The organism is Kiritimatiellia bacterium, from assembly GCA_018001225.1.
Taxonomy (GTDB): domain Bacteria; phylum Verrucomicrobiota; class Kiritimatiellia; order CAIQIC01; family JAGNIJ01; genus JAGNIJ01.
Map to the genome: position 1 here is coordinate 20,676 of JAGNIJ010000025.1, position 14,711 is coordinate 35,386.

The following is a 14,711-nucleotide window of genomic DNA, read 5'->3' on the forward strand; positions in this document are numbered from 1 at the left end:
TTACGGCGAAAGCAACTTAACCCGATAGTGCCGCCCCCCGCTCGCCGGCAGCGGCAGGTTATGCGTGGCCGACCGGTTGGTCTCCACGCCCTCCGCCGCCGTCTCGGTCACTTCCTGGAATTGCACGAACCCGCCTTCCGCGTCCAGCAGGTTGGTCGAAACCTGCAGGCTGTACACCCGGCCGCCCACGCTGATCCAGTTGATCTGCGGATACTGGCCGTTGAGCACAAGGCCATTGCGGAGGATGAGGCCGGAGTCCGGGTCCGTCGGATCGGTCCCCAACCGGTACTCCTGCTCGTTGGTGAACCCGTCCTCGTCATCGTCATACCCCGGCGCCGCCTCGGGATCGCCGGCCGACGGCCAGTACTGCTCCTGCCACCAGTCCGGCAGCCCGTCGCCGTTGCCGTCCGACGCGCGCACGATCCGCACCGTGTCGCCGGTGACGACCACCAGGGACTGCACCTCCTGCACCCGCAGGTCGGTCACGTAGAAGTTGCGGCCCTCGTTGTTCTCGCCGTTCACCCCGGAATTGTAGTTCCACATCCGGAACCGCCGGATCACGCTGTCCGCCTGGCTGATCAGCGTCCCGGTGAACGTGCTCGTCGCGCTCCCGTACGGATGCACGGTAAGGACATAGCCGGTGGTGTTGGTCATCCGCAAGACGACATCCAAGCCGTTCGAGGTCCACCCCAGGCCCGTGTTCCGGTCGCCCGAGCCGTCGGCCAGCGTGTAGTTGGCCTGCCCGCCCGCGAAGAGGAACCGCAGCAGATCGTTGCCCGCGTTGTTCTGGAACGCGATACCCACGCTCGAGCCGTACGGCCCCGTGCCGTCCACGCCGCCGTTCTGAAAGCGAACGGAGAAGGCCTCCCCCACGGCCACGGCGTTGCTCAAGAGACGCGCACCTTCGGCCATCTGCTGGCTGTTGGCCCAGAGGCCCCACGCGTAATTGCCGATCGCCAGCGTCGGGTTGCCCGTCTTCGTGGCGCGGAAGTGCCCGGCATTCGCGCCCTCGGTGTAGTTTGTCCAGAACCCGAAGCCCGCACCCCCGTTGTCCCCCGTTTCCCACGAGGGATCGTAAGCCGGCGCGTCCGCCGCATCCGAGGCCTTCGTCACGACCTGGCCGGAGACGTTGCTGCCGATAACGGCGATCAGGTTCGTCCCTTCGCCCACCGGGATGGAGGCGATCGTCCAGTACGTCGCGGCCGCCAGGGTTCCCGTGCCGCCGGTCAGGGCGTTGGTCCAGCGCAGGTGCCCGGCGATCCCGTCGCCCGCCGTGCCGGAGAGGCTGGCCACGGCCGTCGTGACCGTGAGCGAATCGCCCGGCGGATTGGTGATCACGACGCCCGACGGTAGGCCGGGGCAATCGTTGACGTTGAAGTGCCAGTCGGACTTGCTGTTGTTGTCCCAGGTTCCCGCGCCGTCGTTGAACGCCACGTCGATCTGGTACGTCCCCGCCGGCGGGTTGTACGTGTACACCCAGGTGTTGGCGTTGGACTGCGTCATGGCCGGGTTGGGCAGGATCACGCCCTGCCAACCGTTGTACCCGATGTGAATCTTGACGCTCGCCGCGTCCTTCAATTCGCCCGCGTTGGGATGGTACACGATCCGGACCGGGTTGCAGCCCGTCGGGGTCGGCGGCGCGGTCTCGGCCGTGCCCGGTCCCGTCGGCGCGTCGCAGTCGCGGATCGCCGTGTACCAGTTCGCGCCGCCGTTGCTGTCCGTCACCGTGCCGGCGGTATTCTGGAACCACACGAGGGCGCTGGGGGCATTGTCCGGCACGCCGTTGGTGTATACCCAGAGATCGTTCCCGGCGCTGGTCATCAGCCGGTTGCTCCAGGTCGCGCCGCCGTCAAAGCTGATCTGCTGGTACACGGGGCTGACGCCCTGCAGCACGCCGCCCGTGGCGTTGTACGTCACCGCCAGCGGCGCGCAGTCCCGCGGATCGGCCGAGAACGACGCGGAGGACACCGGCCCGCCCTGCCCGTCGTCCTCGACGAACACCTGCTGGATCTCGGACTTGTGGACGTTGCCGCGGCCATCGTACGCCTCGATGTAGTAGTCCAGCAATTTGCCCCGGAAGTTCGGCACGCTGGCGGAGGTGATCTTGGCGAAATAGTAGTCCGCGATATGCGGCGCGGTGATGAAGTAATCGATCTGCCCGTTGGCCGCCGCCGCGTTGAGCGCCTCGCGTGTGTTGGGCAGCACGCGCTTGGTCATCGGCACGGTGATCCACGAGCCGACGTCGGCTCCGCCCGCGTACGTCTCGTTCTGGTTGTTGGCCATCGAGTTCGCGCCGTCGTTGTCCAGGCGCACCTTGACCGCGATGTTGGTGATGCCGGAGACGTCGTAGGCGTGCGTCCAGATGTAGAACTCGGAGCCCATCTTCTTGAGGGACCGGGTGTCGCTCGGGATGCTGTTGAACCAGCCGAAGGTGTACCAGCCGGGATTGTAGGGGAACCGCTGCGGCTTCAGCACCGTCGGCGCCGTGAGGTCGTTGGTCAGCCGCGCGTTGACGTAGGTCTGCAGCAGGGCGATCGCGCGCGCCGAGGCCAGCGACTGCTTGACCTCGTCGTCGTTGCCGAGCCCGCCGTAGTAGTTGAACCCCGAGTCCAGCCCGCCCAGGTACGCGTGCCACGCGCGCTCGACGATGTTCGGCGACGTGTAGGAACCGTCCCAGTCGTAGATGCACTGGATCTTCCACGGCTCGACCGTCCCGCCCTCGCCCTCCCAGATCTGCTCCGCCGTCTCGCACCAGTTCGCGCCGGACATCACCGGCGCCCAGCTCCAGAACTTCAGCGCGAAGCCCGGCGTCTCTATGTCGATCTTCGTGCCCGGAACGCAGGCCGCGAGGTTGGCGTCGTTCACCGGCGGCTCGATCCACTTCAGGAAATACGGCGAGCCGTAGTCGCTCTCCGGGAAGATCCACGCGCCGTCCTCGACGTGCACGGTGTCCGCCGCCGCGCCGTGCGCGTTGACGAAGTCCTGCGGCGTGCTCTGGTGATACCCCGAGCTGCCGGACTCGTTGAAAAACTGCGGCGTCGCCTCCATCCAGGAAGAGTTTCCGCCGCCCCACGCGTTGTCGCCGTCCGTGGACGGCATGACGATCACCGGCCGGTTCGGGTCCGTGGCATGGGGCGAAATATACGACTGGATCTTGCCGATGCCCTCGTTGGCGTAGCCGTACCGGTAACTCAACTCGTCGTCCGACGGCACCACGATCAGGCTTTTCTCTGCGCCGGTCGAGGGATTGACGTACTTGACCTTGTGAAGCTGGTAGGCGAACGGCGAGACGTTCAGCGATTTCTCGCCCACGTTGCCCCCGCCGAACCACCAGCCGGTGGCCGGCGACGGGCCGAGGCGGTCCGCCCGGTTGGGCGGGCTGGAATAGATGTTGTAGGCGCCTTCCGGGTTGCCTTTCTGCGAACCGTCCACGGTCACCGTCAGGTACGTGGGGCACGTCCGGCTCAAGTGGTGGCTGGCCACGATGGACCACTCGTAGCCCTCGTCCACCAGCACGTCCACGATGTGGCGCGAGAAGGCCATCTCGGTCGGGAAAAAGCCCTTGGAGTGATCGCTCAAGTTGCTGTTCTTGTTCCAGGCCTTCCACCAGGCCTGCTTGAAAATCTGGAGCTCCTTGCGAAACACCTCCTTGGGCATCAGCGGCGCGAGGGAGTGATGGTAGGTGAAGCCGACGAGATCGAGCCGGCGGGAACCGGCGGGCGTGTACCACCCGCTGGCCTGGCGGTTGCCGTCCCACCAGCCGCTGCCGTACCCGAGCTGCCCGGCCGCGCCGAGGTTGCGCACGTTGTCGATCAGCGAGCCCGAATAGCTGATCGCAAAGCCGCCCGCGCTGTTGATATTCGCCAGCGAGTCTCGAGGCCGGCCCTGGTAGGCCGCCTTGCGGTCGTCCCATCCGAAGATATCGGTGAGATTGTTCTCGGGATGCCCGACGCTCGTGCCGTACTTCTGGCCGTCCTTCAGCACGATCGAGTCCCACGCGTACTGGATGCGCTCCGTCTGCGAGCCGTTGCCGTTCCACTCCGGCCAGTAGATCGGCTGGTGGTTGTGCCAGAAGCGGCTGACGTACACGTTGCCGTTCCCGAGGGCCGGCGCGGCCACGACCAGTAAAAGGGCCGCCATGGACCAGCAGAGAGTAATCTGTTTCGCGGCGCGCATGCTCTTCATTGTACCTCCGGCAGCAACTAGTTAAAACGGACGGCCAGAAAGTTCCTTCCCCGGCTACACAAGTAAAGCGTTACACCGGGGCGAGGAACTTGTTAAGGGCGGGTGCTGATATTGCGACGCCGAAAGTGCACGCATGCAAGTACAGCGGGGGCTACGACCCCGCTGCTGACCAGCAGGCTCGTAGCGCCTGCTGTACCCACTTATTGCCGGCGCACCCGCCAGACTTGGAAATCGCCGGCCGGCGCGTTGGTGTGGAAATTCTCCGGCGGCGTGGACGGCAGATTGCCGGCCACGGCCGCGAACTCGCCGGTGCGCAGGCTCCCGGACGCCGACAACTCGTAGAGCGGCGCGGCGACGTTCAGCCAGCGGCTCGCCACGCTCGGCCAGGCCAGTCGCAGCTTCCCGCCGTCCATCGACTGGAGCCGGGTTACGCGCAGGTACGAGGCGCCGTCCGTGGGATCGGTCCCGGCGCGGTACTCGTCAAGGTTGGGCACGTCATCGTCGTCGTTGTGCGCGTCCGGGTCGAGCGCCGTGCGGCTGCCGGTATAGGCCAGTTCATACCAATCCGGCTGGCCGTCGCTGTCCGTGTCCCCGTTCAGGCTGGTCAGCGCCAGGTCCTCGATCGGCAACTCGCGCAGCCCCCAGCCCGCGTCGGCGGTGAATCCGGCGTAATCCGTGGCGTTCGCGGCGTCCACGATCACCTGGTCCACGGGAATGAAGCCGCCCGGGTTGGACACCTCCACGCCGCCGCTGCCCGCGGCGGCGCCCTGAACGACGGCGCGGTCCAGCGATTCGGCCCCGCTCACGTCGCAGGCATACTTCCCGCCCGGCTCGAACTCCAGGTCGCCGGCGAACGCCAGCGCGCCCACCGCGCCGGGCGCCGCGCCCGGCGCCAGCGTGCCGGTCACCGTGGTTTGCGGGGACCGCACCGTGCCGGCCCCGCCCAGCGCGGCCGGGGCCGCGACCGTCACGCCGTCCGCCTGCCATTCCCCGTTGACCCACAACTGGCCGCCCTGGATTTGCGTTTCGGAGGCCAGGGCGGTTGTCGTCGCTACCAGCACGGCCACCATCAAGGATTGCTTTTTCATATTCGTCGCCCCTTTTTGGAGTGCGGCGGGAAGTCCCGATCGCGAAGCGTATCGGGACGTCACGCCGCTCTCACAGCGGGGTCGCGCACCGACGCGGCGTCGGTACTTGCCCCCGCACTCCCAAGGTTCACAGTCCCGTGTTCAGCGCCCGGTTTTCTTCCGTCCTCTGCTCCTCGGAAACCTCACTCCGAAGCTGCTCCACCGGCCGGCGTTGCAGATCCTCCAGGCAAGCCGGATCGTTGCGCCGGACCTTGATCGTCCAGGAAACCTTGAGGTCCGCGTCGCCGCCGATCGCGAACCGGTTGCCGGCCGCCTCCTGGGCGATCCACACCGAAGCGCGGCCACCCACCGGCGTCAGGCTGTAGATCTCCGAACCGGCGAGGTTGAGCGCCGCATAATAGTCCGGTAACTCGACCACGGCCTCGCCGTTCACCAACTGCGTGTTGCCGGCATACACGTTCCAGACCTCGGGCCCCTCCAGACAGAAGTGCCGCAGGATCTTGTTCTCCGGATCGAGGGGATGCGGGATCGTGAAGGCTTTCACACCCCAGGAAGTGTTGTCCCCAAAAAGCGCATTCGTAAAAATCTGAATTCCTCCATCCAGATAGAGATTGCCACGAACACGCGTGCTGTTTGCATAAACATTGGTGACATTGTATCCGATCGCCACCGCATGCGCGGGGGAGCCCGCATTGGCGCCCGCACCGATCGCCACGCACTCCCAATACCCGTTGGCTCCCGCGCCGACCGCCACACCCCGGGTGTCGCCCCGGGCGCCATACCCCACAACCGCGCCGTAATTGGCGGCATTGGCAAAGGCGCCCAGCGTGGCGCCGCAATTGTTGCCGGCGGCCCCGGCGCCGACCACGGCGCCCGTCTGGCCGGCGAAAGCGTCGTACCCGACGGCGGCCCCGTAGTCGCCGCCGTTGGCCTGGTAGCCCACCGCGGCGCCCCGGGAAAGGGCGTTGGCCGTATAGCCCACGGCGGCGCCATTCGTGAAGCCCTTGGCATTAAAACCCATGGCCGCACCGCCGTTATGTCCGTTCGCTTCGTAGCCCAGCGCCGCACCGGTGTCGGCGCCATCAGCCTGGTAGCCCACCGCCACCCCCTCATTGTACCCCATGGCTCCAAGCCCCACCGCCACGCCGTATCCTTCGGCATGGGTCGTATCTCCCACCGCCACCCCGTTCGTCATGGCCACGGCAAACTGGCCCACCGCCGTGCCATAGCTGATCGCGTTGGCCTGGTGTCCCACCGCGACACTGTAGTGGGATCGGGCAGCATATCCGATCGCGACACCGTTCTCGCTGGACGCGTTTTCCCCCACCGCGACACCGAAATACCAGCCGGTTGCATTGTTGCCCACCGCGACGCCGCTCCAGTAGCCGTTGGCCGCGTTTCCCAGCGCCGAACCCAGGTACCCGTTGGCGTCGGCACCGATCTCCACGTCCGTGCCGCCGCGTATCGTCAGCATGGAACGAACTCCGCTGCCCCGGTTTTCGTTCGTCGCCACACTCAACGTGGCATTGTTCATGGCCAGCGAACCGCTCATCGTGTCGCCGGTTTTGCGCACGAAACTCGTCGCGCCGTTCAGGCTTCCCGCGCCCAGCAGGTTGTTCCAGCCCCCGCTGCCGAAGGTGGCGCGGTACAGCACGGCCGTGCCGCCGTCGAGATAGAGCTTCCCGCGGAGAGCCGCGGAGTTGTCCACCTCGTTGGTGATCCGGTTGCCGACCGCGATGCGGTTCCTTCCGTTCAGCGTGTCGGCATGGACCCCGATGGCGATGTTGGTGTTGAAGCCTTTGGCGACATAGCCGACGGCGATGCCGCTGGCATGGCCGCGCGCCATGTTTCCAACGGCTACGCCATCTTCCTGTCCCAAGGCGGCGCCTCCAACGGCCACGCCTTGTGAATAAGCATTGGCATTGTTTCCGACGGCGGCTCCGCCCACTTCAGCGTGGGCGGCCCCGCCGAGGGCCGCGCCGAAGTGACTGGCGTCCGCGTTGGAACCCACGGCGACGCCTTCGTTGGTGCCTTGGGCGTTGTTTCCGATGGCCACGCTGTACGCACTGCCTTGGGCGTTCCGGCCGATGGCCACCCCGTACCGGCTGCCGTTGGCCGAGTAGCCCAGCGCCGCGCCGTAATCGGATGCATGGGCGGCACTGCCGACGGCCGCGCCCCAGTTGGTGCCCTTGGCGCCGTTGCCTACAGCCGTGCCGTAGTAGTTGCCGTTGGCCGTCCACCCCACCGCCGCGCCTTGGTTGGCGCCGTCGGCCTGATAGCCCATCCCCGCGCCGCTCCACTGGCCCTTGGCCTGGACGCCGACCGCCGCGCCTTCGTAGGCGCCGTTGGCCGAGCCGCCCAGCGCCGCGCCGGAGGAATATCCATCGGCCCCCGTGCCGATCTGTACGTCCTGTCCGCCGACGACGGTGATCGCGGGCCGCAAACCCGAAATCCCGTCGACCGTGTTGCTGACCACGACGACGCCGTCCGACCGGACGCTCGCTTTCTGGTTGGTCTGCGAATCCGTCACGACGAATCCGCTGGTCCCGTCGTCACTGTCCAGCACGGCCCGGATGTCCGCCCCGAGGGCGGAGAGCACCGGAAGAAAAAGACACACGGGCAGTAAATGCCTTCGGTTGGTCGCATGCATGAGATCCTCCTTTGTTCCTCCAAGCAGAATGCGCGTCGTTCCCCCGTGCCGGTCAGGCTATCCCGTTTACCCGTCCCCCGCAATCTCTTTCGGCTGGATTCTCCGGGCCTTTTGGAAGAACGTCGGGCAGGATGAAATGGACCTTCGGCACCCGCCCGCTTGTCGCCTGGATCGCGCTGGCCGGAACGCTGGCCGCGATGATCCTGCTGGCCTGGACGCCGGGCATCAGCTTCCAGGAGGACCTCGGCCGCCACCTCCTGCTGGGCCGGATCATCCTCGAACAGCGCGCCGTGCCCCGGGCCAACCTGCTGACCTACACGCACCCCGACTTCCCGTTCGTCAATCACCACTGGCTCTCGGAAGTCCTTTTCCACCTCGGCCACCGCGCCGTCGGCTTGAACGGCCTGATCGTGCTCAAGATGATCCTGATGGCCGCCGCGCTGGCCCTGGCCTTCGGCGCCGTGCCGCCCGACGACCGGCGGCCGGGGGAAGGGCTGTCCTGGCGCTGGGCCCTGTACTGGCTGGCGGGCCTGCTGGCCGCGGTGATCCTGGGCTTCCGCGCGCACATCCGGCCGGAACTGGTCTCGTTCCTGTTGGTCGCCCTGTATCTACGGCTCTTCGAGCGCCTGCGGAAAAGCGGCGGAACCTGGCCGCGCGTGGCGCTCGTCGGGCTGATGCTGATCTGGGCCAATGCGCACATCTACTTCATGTTCGGCCTGGGCATGGCCGCCGCATTCGCCGTCGAGCGGGGCCTGCTGGAACGCCACGCGCGCGGCTGGGCGCGCGAGGGGGCCTGGCTGGCGGCGCTGGTCGCGGCCGCCTGCATCAATCCGAACGGCCCGCGCGGTCTGCTCTATCCCCTGCACATCTTCGCCAACTACGGGCTGCCGGTCACCGAGAACGCCGCTCCGCTGGAATACTGGCAGAGCGTGCTGAATCCCATGCTGATGGCCCTGCCCGTGTTCAGCGCGTTCGTGCTGGCCGCGCTTCCCTCCACGGCCTGGCGCTCCCGGGAGCAGGCGGCGCAGCGGCGGGCCAACCGCTGGATCGCCCTCGCCGCGCTGGCCGGGGCGTGGGCCATGGCCCGCAACACGCCCCTGCTGGCCCTGGCCGGCCTGCCCGTGATCGGCGAGGCGCTGCGCCGGAAACCCGACCCGGAGGCCGCCCTGGCGAGCCCCGGCGGACGCATGGCCTGGGCGCGGATCATCCTCGGCGCGGCCGCGGCCGTCCCGGCGCTTCTGCTGAACCTCGGCCTGCTGCACGGCGTGGTCAACGGCTGGTATGCCCGGATATTCCCCTCGCCCATCGCCCCGACGCCGTTCGGGTTCGACGACGAATCGCGGTACGCGCGATTGCGCCAACGGCACGACGCCGGCGCGCTGCCCGGCCCGGTCTTCACGGACTACAACATCGGGAGTCTCGTGGAGTACCAGATCCATCCCGAGCCCGGCTACGTGGACAACCGGCCGGAGGCCTTTCCCGCCGCCTTCTGGCGCGCGGAATACCTGCCCGCGCTGGCCCTCGGCCCGGACTGGGATCGCATCGCCGCCGCGCGCGGATTCAACAGCGTGATCGTCTCGCCCGCGGGGGTGAAGGATCCGTTCATCCGGGAACTCCTGCGCCGGGGCAGCGAATGGCGGCTGACGCACCTGGACGAGCTCTGCGCGGTCTTCGTGCGAACCGATCGCGCGGGCGACGCCGCGTTCGACCCCGCGGCGTTCGATCGCGAAATCGCGCGGAGCCTGGAGAGCCTGCCGGATCTTCCCTGGTGGCGCCGGCCCGCGGAAACCGACGCCCTCGTGTACCGGCTGTACGGCTTGCTCTGCATCGGCGAAGGAAGCCGCGCCTGGCCGCACCTGCGGGAACTGCACCGGCTCTATCCGGACTACCAGGTCGTTCACGAATTGATGCGCGTAACCGCTCCGCAATGGGAACAGGCATTGATGGACGACCTCCTCGCCCGCCGCGCCCGCTGGCCCCTCGCGGCCAAGCAGGCGCTGGACTGGGGAACTGTCCTGCTGGCGCGGGACGAGGCGCGACAGGCCGAGCGGGTTTTTCGCCGCGGCCTCCGGTTCTTCCCGCTTTCCCCCGCCCTGCGCGACGCGGTGAAGGCACTGGAGGACCAGCGGTACGAAATGTAGCGCCGCACGGCGTGCGGCGGAGGGCCAAAGGACTCGTCAACGTCCAACAACCAACGCCCAATGATTGGAAGTTGGACGTTGAGCATTGGATGTTGGGCGTTCAGTCGTTAAATCCGTTCCGGCGTCTCGATGCCGAGCAGGGACAGCCCCTGGCGCAGGGTCTTCATGGTCAGCTCGCACAGCCGTACGCGGCTTTCGCGCGCGCCCTCCTCGGCCTTGAGGAAGGGCACATTCTGGTAGAACGTGCTGTAGGTCTGCGCCAGGTCGTAGAGGTAGTCCGCCAACAGGTTCGGCTTGAAAACCTCGGCCGCGTGGATCACGGCCTCCGGGAACCGCAACAGGCGCACGGCCAGCCGCCGCTCGATCGGCTCGGTCAACCGTATCGGGTGCGCCGCCGGATCCTGGCCCGGGAACCGCTCGCGGTATTTGTCCAGCACGCTCGCGATGCGCGCGCAGGCGTACTGGAGGTACGGCGCCGAGTTGCCGTCCAGCGCGAGCGCCTTCTCCCACGTGAAGGTCACGAGGCTCTGCGGGTTCTGGCTCAAGTCCGCGTACTTCACCGCGCCGATCCCGACCGCGCGCGCGACCTCCCACTGCTGCTCGACCGGCATCTCGGGACTCGCGACCCTGACCACCGCCAGCGCCCGCGTCTGCGCCTCGTCCAGCAGCCGCTCGAGCTTGATGACGTTCCCCTGCCGCGTGGAGAACGTCCCCTCCGGCAGCCGCATCAGCCCGAACCAGACATGGACCAGCCGCGTCGCGACTCCCATTTTTTTTGCGACGGTGAAGATCTGGCGAAAATGAAGCTGCTGGCGCTCGTCCGTCACGTAGATGACCGCGTCGGGGGCGAATTCCTCCGCGCGCGCGAGGACCGTGGCCAGGTCCGTCGTGGCGTAGTTGTAGGCCCCGTCGCTTTTCCGGACGATGCACACGGGCATTTTTTCTTCGTCCAGGAACACGACGAGCGCTCCCTCGCTCTCGCGGGCCAGGCCCATCTGCTGTAACCGCTCGATGACGCCCGGCAGCCGGTCGTTGTAATGGCTCTCGCCGCGCACGAGGTCGAAGGACACGCCCAGCCGCTCGTAGATCCGGTTGAACTCCCGCAGGCTGTGCTCGACGAATGACTGCCAGAGCTTCCGGTTCTCCGGGTCGCCCTGCTGGAGCTTCACCAGTTCCGCGCGCGCGGCATCGAGCCAGGCCGGCTCCTCCTTCGACCGCTCATAGCTCTTCACGTAAATCCGCTCGAGTTCCTCGATCGGCGAGGATTCGTAGGCCGCCGGGTCGGCGAAGTGCCGGAAGCCCATGATCAGCAGTCCGAACTGCGTACCCCAGTCGCCGAGGTGGTTGTCGGCGATCACGCGCCAGCCGAGGAACCGGTGCAGCCGGTCGAGCGCGTTGCCGATCACCGTGGACCGGATGTGCCCGATGTGCATCGGCTTGGCCACGTTGGGGCTGGAGTAGTCGATCACGACCGTCCGCCCGCGGCCCGGCCCGGGAACGCCGAGGCGGGGATCGCCCGCGAGCTGCTCCAGCCGGCGGGCCATCCAGTCCGTGTTCAGGAAAAGGTTCACGAACCCGGGGCCGGCGACCTCGGTCTTCTCCACGGCTTCCGGCCGGGTAGCGGCGGCCAGGACGGCGGCGATCTCGCGGGGCGGCTTCTTCAGCGCCTTGGCCAGCGACATGGCGGCGTTGCACTGGTAGTCCCCGAACTGCTCGTCGGCGGTCGGGACAACCCCCAGCGAAAGGCCTTCCGGCAACGCTCCGGGGAAGGCCGCCCCGAAGGCGTTCCGCGCCCAGTCCGACAGCAACTGTTCGATTGTCAGGGGATCATTTTGCATGAGGGTACCCGTTGCCGCGCGGAAGGCCGCATCGGAACTGCGAATCCATCAAAAGGTTGCGCCTTTCCGCGAAAAAAACGTTTGATTCCTTCTTGCATTCCCTTTTCATCGCGCTACAGTCCGCCGCGAATCCGGTATCAAACCTTAAAAAACAGGAGGAGTTAAAATGGCACCGGCGAAGAAGAAAAGCGAGAAAGAAGCGACCCCGAAGGCCCCCCGGGCCCGCAAGGCGGCGGTTCCGACGGCGAGCAAAGTGGCCGCCGGCGTGGCAGCCCCCCGCACAAAGCGCGCGGCGGCAAAGTCCGCGGCCCCCGCCGTCACGGCGGAAGAGCGCCAGAGAATGATCGAGCTGGAGGCCTATTTCGTGGCGGAAAAAGACGGCTTCCGCGGCGATTCCAAGAACTACTGGATCACCGCCGAGGCGATCGTCACCGCGCGCTTGGCCGGGAAGAAGTAAACCCTCCGCCCAGTCGGCAGCGCGAACGGCCCCGACCCGCGTCGGGGCCGTTTTTTTCTGCAAAAAAAATGTGTTTACAGCACGGGCTGAAACGTGTAAGCCTTCCACTCATGAGGTAATGCTGCAGGAGAGGCGGCACTTCCATTCAACCATCCAAGAGGAGGAGCGTGTGATGAAGAGTCTGTTTGGACCGGTTCGCGTGACCGTCAGCATCGTGGCTATGCTGCTTTGCCTGGGCGCGTTTTCCGCCGCGGGTCTGACCCTTTACCCGATCCCCACGCCGATCCTTCTCCTGGGCTACAGCAACGTCGAGGCCCCGCTCCAATACGTGCAGTACACCCCGCGCGATACCCGGACGTGGACCTTCCGCCACCCCGGCGCCATGTCCATGCGAGTCCGTTTCGCCTCCATCAATTTCTCCACGCCCGACGAGGGCAGCTATCCCGAGAAGCGGTCGACCATCGAAATCCTCAACGGCCAGGGGGCCGTGGTTCAAACGCTGACCGCCGACGCCAACGCGTCCTTCTATAGCGCGTCCGTCCCCGGCGACATAATCCAGGTGCGCTACACCAACAAGTCCAACGGCGGACTCGGCAAGTCCCCGGGCTGGACGAACCCCGACACCTTCGCCATCCTGGGCTACTCGTACCTTCGCTTCCTGTCCGCCAAGGAAGGCAGCGGCCCGGTGCTGAATTACTCCGTCTTCACCCCGACGGCCGGCACCGCGTACGACGTCAGCCGGCACAGCCAGTTCCAGGTGCCGGTCACGGTGAAGAAGCCTTACACCTTCAACGACTACTCGACGACCAAGGTGGACCTGTTCCTGAACGGCCAGTTCCTCGGCAGCTCCATGGGATACCGCCCCGCCTGGGATCCCTGGAACATCTACTTCAGCGCCCAGTTGGACATGCAGCAGATGATCCAGCTCGCCGCGGGCGCTTCCACGGCGACCACGGCCAGCGCGTCCACGCTGATCATCCGGGAAACCCGCTATGACGCCAACGATGCCGCCACCCCGTGGAAGACCCAGTACCAGTACATGAACTTCCCGCTGACCTTCTCCGACCCGCGGGCCACCCATTACGCCAACATCACCGGCCAGGGCGTCTCCGGCGTCGGCAACTTCGCCCGCAAGGTGGTCAATCTCCCGGTGGCCGGCATGGTATCCGTCTGGGTGTACTCGCAATCCGGCGGCGGCAGCCCGTTCGTGGACTGCGACTTCCAGGTGATGGACATCAACGGCGTCATCCTGGCCTCGGGCAACGAGGGCCAGGTCAACCATCATTCCGAAGGGGTGAGCCTGATGCTCCGTCCGGGGATCTACATCTTCGATCTCTGGCGCAACACCGGCTCCTGCGTGGGGTACGCCGGCGGCAACGGGCACATGTACATCAAGTGCGACCCGGCGGCGACGGTCACGAACTACTGATCAGAACGGCGCGGCGGTCCCGATCTTGCCGCCGAGGGCGGCCTCGGCGATCGAGCGGCCATCCGCGAGGACGGGGGTGCGCCGCGGACGCCAGGGGCGGCGGCGCGCCCGGACGATGAGGTTGTAGCCCTTGGTGAACCCGAGGAGCGTGTCCATCCCGGCGGCGAACTGGAAGACCGGGTAGAGCCGCGAGTACCGGCGAAAGGCCTTCTCCATCTTGCGGAAATCCTGCTCGTCGATCACGTTGCCTTTCCGCCCGGGATCCTGCCCGCGGTTCATCCGCCGCACGGCCAACTGGATCCCCGTGTCGAGCGACTCGACGAAGAATCGGCTGTACGTGCGCGCCTCCTGCACGTCGAAGCCGTCCTTGAGCAGGTCGAACAGGGCGGGCTCGCTGTAGCCGGGCCGAAGATGGCCGTGGGCCTCGTCCGTCAGGCCCAGCAGGCGGCGGACGGGGCGGAGGATCGAGCGCTTTTTCAGGTGGGGCACGTTGACCAGGAGCCGGCCCGCGGGCTTGAGCACGCGGTGGCACTCGGCGATGAGCCCGGCGTCGTCCGGCACGTGCTCCAGCATGTCGATGATCACGACGCCGTCGAACTGGCCGTCCCCGTACGGCAGCTTGCCGTCCTGGAGCAGGCTGACGCGGTCGCCGACGAGGCGGCGGATCGACTCCACGGTTTTCTCGTCAAGGTCCGCGCTGTGCCAGGTTCCGCCGAGGCGGCGGAGGTGGTAGCTGATGACCCCGTTGTCGCCGCCGAGGTCCAGCCAGGTCTGGTTGACCGGCACCTTGGCGCCGATCATCTGGGCGATCTCGGCCAGCTTGGCCTGTTTCAGCAGCGACTTTTCGAACAGCTTGAGATGCCAGTCGTCCGGGGCCGGGGCTTCGGGTTCTGGCGTCGGATCGTTCATGTCGCTTTTATACC

8 protein-coding genes are annotated in these 14,711 nt (G+C 66.8%); 3 read left to right on the forward strand and 5 right to left on the reverse strand.

The window, feature by feature from the left end; genetic code table 11:
* From KA248_09695 to KA248_09705, 3 genes are all read right to left on the reverse strand, one after another.
* Positions 1 to 4,185: a hypothetical protein gene (locus KA248_09695; protein ID MBP7830176.1), complete on the reverse strand. Its 4,185-nt coding sequence runs from the start codon at positions 4,183 to 4,185 to the stop codon at positions 1 to 3.
* A gap of 200 nt (positions 4,186 to 4,385) precedes the next feature.
* Positions 4,386 to 5,273: a hypothetical protein gene (locus tag KA248_09700; protein ID MBP7830177.1), complete on the reverse strand. Its 888-nt coding sequence runs from the start codon at positions 5,271 to 5,273 to the stop codon at positions 4,386 to 4,388.
* A gap of 127 nt (positions 5,274 to 5,400) precedes the next feature.
* Positions 5,401 to 7,923, reverse strand: coding sequence for a hypothetical protein (locus tag KA248_09705; GenBank protein MBP7830178.1), 2,523 nt, complete (start codon positions 7,921 to 7,923; stop codon positions 5,401 to 5,403).
* A gap of 131 nt (positions 7,924 to 8,054) precedes the next feature.
* Here KA248_09705 and KA248_09710 point away from each other — a divergent pair, with 131 nt between their 5' ends.
* Positions 8,055 to 10,064, forward strand: coding sequence for a hypothetical protein (locus tag KA248_09710; protein ID MBP7830179.1), 2,010 nt, complete (start codon positions 8,055 to 8,057; stop codon positions 10,062 to 10,064).
* A gap of 107 nt (positions 10,065 to 10,171) precedes the next feature.
* Here KA248_09710 and argS read toward each other — a convergent pair whose 3' ends face one another.
* Positions 10,172 to 11,902 (reverse strand): arginine--tRNA ligase, encoded by a 1,731-nt coding sequence (gene argS, locus KA248_09715; protein MBP7830180.1) that lies wholly within the window; start codon positions 11,900 to 11,902, stop codon positions 10,172 to 10,174.
* 166 nt (positions 11,903 to 12,068) lie between these two features.
* Here argS and KA248_09720 point away from each other — a divergent pair, with 166 nt between their 5' ends.
* The gene (locus KA248_09720) at positions 12,069 to 12,359 is read left to right on the forward strand and encodes a DUF2934 domain-containing protein (protein MBP7830181.1); all 291 of its coding nucleotides are present in this window, start codon (positions 12,069 to 12,071) and stop codon (positions 12,357 to 12,359) included.
* Positions 12,360 to 12,531: 172 nt separating this feature from the next.
* Positions 12,532 to 13,788: a hypothetical protein gene (locus KA248_09725; GenBank protein MBP7830182.1), complete on the forward strand. Its 1,257-nt coding sequence runs from the start codon at positions 12,532 to 12,534 to the stop codon at positions 13,786 to 13,788.
* On the opposite strand, the gene KA248_09730 is transcribed toward KA248_09725, so the two are convergent.
* The gene (locus KA248_09730; protein MBP7830183.1) at positions 13,789 to 14,697 is read right to left on the reverse strand and encodes a class I SAM-dependent methyltransferase; all 909 of its coding nucleotides are present in this window, start codon (positions 14,695 to 14,697) and stop codon (positions 13,789 to 13,791) included.
* Positions 14,698 to 14,711: the final 14 nt, after the last annotated feature.